Consider the following 7,092-nt stretch of genomic DNA (forward strand, 5'->3'; position numbering starts at 1 on the left):
TTCTGCTCATCTTCTTCCATCACAAGGTGTCCACCTATTTTGGTGGACACCTCATGCATCAGAGCACTCAACAGCAAAAGGTGCGGGGAAATTCGCGCTTACGCTAAAGGACGCTATTATTGAACAGATGCCGGTCGATCTACGCCGGGTCATCGACGTGGTCATACTGGATCTTTCGCGAAGACCTTGCGGCTCGGGGGATGCAACGGGGGTGCGCAGCGACCCCCTTGCCAAGAAGGTGCGGAAAAAGCGTAGTACCCCCGCACACATTTTGCGAAACGCGCGAACGGAGTTCGTTTGGTTCATCTGAACCGCGTTCGGATGCTTCAATTCAGCTTCATATTGCGAGGCCAGAGGCCGTCGACAAGCTTTTGGTCGAGGAATTTCTCCCCCATATCCTTTTCGCGTTTCTCTATCGCTCGCTTAAGTTCAGAGCGCTGTCGCTCGAATATGATCTGAGAATGATGGTTCAGTTTACATTCATCAAGCATCCGCCAGACGCGACGGTCAGCACTGCTCTTGAGGAGTTCGAAATCCGCTGACGCGGATATGCCATTGTCGGCTGACCTGAACTGCTCCAGCCAATGAACAATTGAGCGGCGGCGCTCCCTCCATCCTTCGGCATAGCGCCAGACATTTCCGAGCCAAGACGCCTGTATGTCCAGGCGCTCTAGGTCTTCGACACGCGGCGACGAAAGGCCCAGATAGCCCCGAACAATCATAGCCCGCCCCCGTCTCCAGATGGAGGGTGATTGGGCTTCAGAAATAGTCCAACCGATCAATCGCTGCTGGAGGTCTGGAGTCTCTGCGTGCAAGGTGCAATCGAGTAGCTCGCGGTCGTTTTCACAGAAGTCGAACGCTTCAATCTGAAGTGCCCACCCCTTGGGGCTCGTGCACGCGAAAGGCATGGTGAGAAGCCAGTCCGAGCCGAGGTTCGTTCGATATACAGTATGATGTCTCGTAGACAGGAGGTTACGCCATATCGAGGCAAAACGAATTGGGTCGCATTTGAGTCCAACGGAGACCATCGGATATAGGAGACCAGGCTCATGGACAGCGAGTTGATTCAGATTGTCAGCAGACTGAATCGAGAGGAAATCCGCAATAGCCTCAAAGGCGGTCGGCTCTGCGGTCCAGAGCGTTTCAAGGCCAGCGCTCGGAATGGTCCAGTCGGGACGCCGCCTGCCGCTTGCAAGGGTCGATTGATCCGAACGCTGAACAGCCTCAATTGCTTGGTCAATGATTTCTTGGCGCGCATCGGCATCGAACCCCAATCGAAATCGTTCGGCCAGCGTGAGAGCCGATTTATTGAGACCGTGCTGAAGCGTGACACTTCGAGTTTCCAGTTGAGTGTCATCGGTTGCAAAATTGGAAATGGACGTCGCCGGCAATGGTCGCTTCTCTGCGTCCAAGACTGACCGCAGTTTGGCGATCAAAATGGCACTGATCACCGCTGGCCCATCCTTTGTATTCTCGGCGGCGCGCACAAGATGGCGAGGATGAAGACGCCGAACCACCTCAGTGAGGGAAAGCGACGCCTTTGCGAGAACCAAACTTCCCCAGAAGGCTTCATCATCGTCTCGGGCATTCCCGACAGTCCAATCCAAGGCGATCAACTCGGCAGCCGCCGCAGGCGCATCGGATTTAGCCAAAATCTCCAGTTCGGGCGCTCGGCAATGCGGAGATGATTGTCTCAGGCGCTCCAGCAATGCAGTGCGCAGGGCATTGGTCAAATCCACACCCGTGGCAGCCACCAAAAAGAGCGCACTTCGCAATCGATTTCGTTCGAGGCCGCCATGAATAGCTTTCGCCAATGCATCGAGCCCAGTGGCACTCGGAATGCTGAACGTCAGCGCCAAATCACGATAGATAACTTGCGACGGTTCCAAGCTCAGGAGCAGGCTAATCTGCTCGTCGCCGTCCTTTGCCAACAAAAATTGGGCCGCCATCCGCAGATTCGCGCTATCCGGATCGTCTCCAGGTATCGACATAAGCGGCACAAGGTCGGCTGCATCAAGTACCGACATTTCCATGATGATAACAAACATGGCTCTTTCCGGCGACACTTGGCCGGCCGCGACGTGACCCGAAAGTCGGCGCGTAATGGCTGCTCTATCATCGCGCGCTGCCCGGGCCAAAACGGGCATCCAATGCTCTAATGCAAGGGATTCGGAAGTGTGGCCCCTTGATTGATAGATTGCCGTAACGTCGAGATTTCTTGCAAAATCCGTGGCCTCGCGAACAAGGCTTTCCGGTAGTCTCATCTTAGGATGGAGTAGCCAGTCCCGCGCATATGACAAGCGAACATGAGGTTTTTCGGTTTGGTCGGCGACCTTCTGAATGGCTTCCTCGACGGTTGCAGGTCTTTCCCATACTGAAATTGTTTTGATTAACTCTTGTCGTTCGTCTCTAAGCCCAGATTTGTCAAAGGCGTCTGCAACGACGGTCATGGCCTGAGGCGTCCCAATTGCCCATCCAAGTGAACCTGCGGCATGCGCCATCAGAATGTCATTGCCCAAGGTGAAAGATTGCGCTTGTGACAACGCTTGATCGACTAGGGCGATCTCGGAGGGTTCGGCACCGCGCAGCAGCGCTGCGATATATTTATCGTCATGGTCTCCGTACCGAACAGACCCGGCTATGGACCAAACCCTTATCAAAGGCATCAGGTCATCACGACTGTGAAAAGCAAGAACGCTAACGGCGTAGCCAAAGGCGTGCGATCCATCAGGCTCTTCGCCATCTGCTATGGTGAGAGTTTCATCGGCCTCCTTGAACGGTTTATTCAAAACCAAGCGATCGCCGAGGCGTTTGCGCAGTCGCTCAAGTCGCTTTTCACGCAAAGCAGACCGGTCGTCTGTTTGCCCCAAGAATGGCCACTCCATTAGACCGATCAAGCCGGCCCAATGACGAGCACGTTCAATCAGTGCTACCCTCAATTCGCTCGCACCAGTGAGGGGTCTAATAATATAAGCAAGGCGTTCGGACGCCTCTGCGTCGCCTGCGAACCAGACGTATTCGGCGACATCCACAAGAGCTGTGTTTATGCGCCGTGAAATAGCAAGAATGTCGTCTTCGTGTTCGTCGGAAAGGTTTGGCCTATCGAGCCAAAGGGCGAATATCGCGGCTTGGGCTGCTCTCCTACCGTCCGCTAATGCGGCGGCCCAACTGGCAACTCGAAGCACTTCACAATCGAATGAGGCCCCGCCCCACGGCTCTATCCAGCTTCGAACTTCACTGACAATCTGTCCAATCGTCCAATCCGCAGGAAGTTCTAGCGCTCGGCGCCAGAGATCCCAGCCAAGTGCAAATGCCGCGAATGACAATGTTAGACGGGTATTTTCCCCGGACCGTTCGGCAAGCCCGCCGTCAACCAGTTCCGTAAGTGTTTGCAAGACGCGCTCTGGATTGTCCGCAAAAGGGTTTGCGTTCCGGACGGCGTGATGTAGGTCAGCCGTCGCTATTCGCGAAGGATTCGGCGATGCCTTATCGATTGCCTTTGCAACTTGCCGGAGTGCTTCCTTGAAATCGGGTTCCGCAAGGATGTCACGGTTTCGTGCCAGGCGGTCTTTCCAGTCCTCCCAATACAAGCGAGCTGGCGTGAACTCGCCCACTTTTTCAAGCTCTTCACGGTATCGGAGTGCTAGGTCGAAAAGTCGCGGACGGCGTAGCAATTCCGTCATTTCATCGGATAAAGAGGATCGGGGAATTTTGTGGTTCTTAAGACCTCGGTCGAGTTCCGCGTCTGCGAAGAGGCCTATACGGATAACCTGCGGTTTCTGGCTCAGTCCAACAAACTCATTGAAATCGTGCTCGAACGCATAGGGACGACACGTAGCAAGAACACGAACGCGCTGGCGATAGGGTTCGTCTTGCAGTCGCGTCAGCAACTCGGTCCAATCGCTCTTTCGTCGTTCGTTGAGACCGTCAAGAAAAAGTGTCACGATAGGGGCTTGGATATCGTCATAACTGAGCAACATCTCGGCTTTCTTGACCCATTCCGCAGGGGAGCGACCCAACATCATGCTGAGCGCGCAACTCATGAGTGTTATGGGGTCTTTCGAAACGGAAACCGCTTTGGTAACCGGAAGCAAGAGGGTCTCAGAGGCATTCTCCAAAAGCCAATGAAGAGCGGAGAGAGTCTTGCCAACTCCTTCGTCGCCGACAAAAAAGCAGGGATTTCCCTTTGTCGCCGCGGCTTTAATGCTTGCGCTGTTAGCATCGACCACATCACGGCGAACGAATTCGGCCCACGGGTCACCCAACCGTCCAGGGGCGGGTCTAGCCCTGAGGCGACGGACCAGTTTCTGCGGTTCCGACATCGTCTCTCGCCACCAGGCATCGACTGCCGCACGCAACGTCGCAAGCGTGAAATCGGGTCCCGAGAGTTTTTGGCGAAGCTCAAGAGCCCGCCCAGAGAAATTTGGCTCCCGTCTAAGGCGGTCGATTGCGGCTTGGGCTTCTGCCGGAAGCCGTAGGGCAGCGGCCTTTGGCGCCATAGCAATCAGTTGGACAAGGTCTGAGCCGCCCGTGGGCGGAGCGTCGAGCGTGAGAAGGCCGATTGCTTTTTCTTCCGCCTCGCGGCGGAGTGCTCGTTCAAGTTGCTCTGGGACAGGCCGACTAGCAGCGAGCACCCAAAGATCAGGTTTCGGCTCACGATGGGTCGCTTCAACGAAGCCACCGAGTACATTGCGCTGATTTAAAGAAGTAGTGTCTCGATAGAGCTTGGCTTCGAAAACCGTTTCAAACGGGCCTCGTGCACTTCCGTCACCCCCGTACTGGCTTCCGCTTCGCGAACAAAAGAAGCGTCTCCCACAGATTTCTGACAGCGCCTCGCCTACAAGATTCTCGAATTCGCTGTCTACTATGCTTTGCATATGCCGAAGCAGAACTTCTTCATCGAGCGGCCTTTTCGTTGCCCCGCGTTTCTTCCGGCTAGCCATTTTCTTCATCTTTCCCGCCAATATTTCGGAATAGATATCTGCATAGCATCTTACAAAGCAAGGCATCCTGTCCGGTCCGAGGGGCGCACTCCACGTTTCGATGACCCGTGTGCCTCCGAAGATCCGCAACTCATGTGGGGCGCGTTCGCAAAGGGAAATGGCGCGCGTCTGCAGTTCCAGATTCACCCTGGTGTGGCAGAACTTCGCCCGATCCACTATGAACAAAGCGGCTCGGTCACCGTCCTACGAGAGATCAACGACGCCCTCAAGCGGCCGGAGAGCCGCCGTTCAATCCTTGGACCATCTCCAAGATCGGCGCCTTCTATCTGAAGTCCACTGTGGTCATCGAAGACGAGGTCCGCTTGCTCGTTAAGCGTCATCAGGGTGGTGTCGATCTGACTTGCAGTGACGGTGCATTCCGGTATTGGCCAATTCCAATCGGAGAACCAAACCCGGTATGCCAACTAGACTTGGCGGAGGTGCATATAGCACCAGGAGCCGATCGGGCAGCGATCGAAGCTATTTTCAGAACAGCCGGTTTTCTGGAGTCGCCGTCGCTGGACCCTAACTCATTTATTGGCAACGAGGTGGTGGTTGTTCGCACCTTGCTGCCATAGCAGATACGCTCACTTGACCAATCTGCCCGAGCACCCCGACGACGCCGCAAGAACAGCAGTCTCTGATTGACCTCGCCACCGAGCTGTCCAGACTCTACGGATTCGCCCGCCAGATGAACGAGATGGTTGGTCCACCACGATCACTGCGGCTGAGGTCAGGGACAACCGGGCAGGTCGCAGGGGCGGCCAGCTACTAACGCGAGCTCTCAGCTCATCGAATACATCGGCCTGCCCGCACTTGGCGTGCTACCGGTGCCCCTGTTCCGGATGGTCGCACCATACGCCGAAAATCGCTCATCTCCAGCGGGGATCGGATGGCACCGTCATGATCATACCCGCTGGCATGGAGCTGCGCCAAACGCCGGCATCGATCTTGTCGGTCTTCATCCTGGCATGGGCGATCGCCTTCACCTGCATCGGGTTGGCGACAATCACCCGGCCGACATAGGGCGACAGAACCCGCACCACCGCCATGGCGTTGCCCGTGGCCTCGACGACAACCTCATCCGTCCGTCGCAAATTGCGGCCGAACCCTTCCAGTCCCGAGCGGGTCATGTCGAGCCGTTCGTGATGGCGCAGCCGGCCGTCTTCCCAAACCACCACCTCCGCAAAGGTGCGGTGGATGTCCATTCCAATCACACGTCTCATCGGCTCCCTCTCCTCAACAATCGGGAGCCAGCGGGCGACGCGACACCTACGGATCCGCGCTCTCGGCGCAACCGGGCAGGTCGCAGGGGCGGCCAGCTACTAACGCGAGCTCGCAGCTCATCGAATACATCGGCCTGCCTGCACTTGGCGTGCTCCCGGTGCCCCTGTCCCGGATGGTCGCACCATACGCCGAAAATCGCTCATCTCCAGCGGGGATCGGATGGCACCGTCATGATCATACCGGTTACCAACATGCTGGAGCGGCTGAACCAGGAGATCAAGCGGCCCACCCTGGTCGTTCGCATCTTCCCCAACCCGCGGAGCTGTCTGCGGCTGGTTCGGGCATTAGCGGTGGAGATCCACGAGAACTGGCTCGAGGCGACCCGCTACCTCAACATGGATCATCTGCGCGAGCACAAGAAGCAGAGCCTGAGGGCCTTGGCCGCCTGAGCACCGTCATGTGTCCGCCGCTCCGCTAAACACGGGTGCTGCGCGGCGGACACGCCGACGTCAACGCAATGCCACGCCATTTTGCAGAACTTGACGCACACAACTGACTACGAACTACTTGGCCAGGAAGAAGATCGGTTTGAAAGGGAATCTTCCTTTGTCATCTTTGCATCACGGCGATCAGTGTGCTCGAGATTGACCGCTGCAAGCCGGGAGCAAGAGCGGCTGGGCAATCGTTGCAACAGATCCTTCAAGGAAATTCATAGACTCTTAGCAACTCCGGTTCGCTGTGAATGGTAGGCTTATTGCAACGTCTGAGGTCAGTGGGGTCTGACCTTGCCCCTCTGATCTAATCCGGTTTGAAGTTCGTTCTGGCCCATCGAGAGGACCAGGACATGAAACGTAGCCGCTTCTCTGAAGAGCAGATCATCGGA

At 56.3% G+C, this 7,092-nt stretch carries 2 protein-coding genes and 2 pseudogenes; 2 read left to right on the forward strand and 2 right to left on the reverse strand.

The annotated features are described in order from the left end of the window. Window positions 1-310, forward strand: a 310-nt coding sequence (locus tag NKJ84_RS32575) for a hypothetical protein (protein WP_352509929.1), incomplete at its 5' end; no start/stop codon positions are given. Between the two features lie 16 nt (window positions 311-326). On the opposite strand, the gene NKJ84_RS32580 is transcribed toward NKJ84_RS32575, so the two are convergent. Both NKJ84_RS32580 and NKJ84_RS32585 read right to left on the reverse strand, forming a co-directional pair. After that, window positions 327-4,952 (reverse strand): hypothetical protein, encoded by a 4,626-nt coding sequence (locus tag NKJ84_RS32580; protein WP_352509930.1) that lies wholly within the window; start codon window positions 4,950-4,952, stop codon window positions 327-329. Between the two features lie 939 nt (window positions 4,953-5,891). Then, a pseudogene (locus NKJ84_RS32585) lies at window positions 5,892-6,208 on the reverse strand (IS110 family transposase); the annotation flags it as partial. 246 nt (window positions 6,209-6,454) lie between these two features. Between NKJ84_RS32585 and NKJ84_RS32590 the strand changes: the two are divergent. Then, window positions 6,455-6,658, forward strand: a pseudogene (locus NKJ84_RS32590) (transposase); the annotation flags it as partial. Window positions 6,659-7,092 lie beyond the last annotated feature (434 nt).

The sequence above is a fragment of the Mesorhizobium sp. M0048 genome (genome assembly GCF_040323405.1).
Taxonomy (GTDB): Bacteria; Pseudomonadota; Alphaproteobacteria; order Rhizobiales; family Rhizobiaceae; genus Mesorhizobium.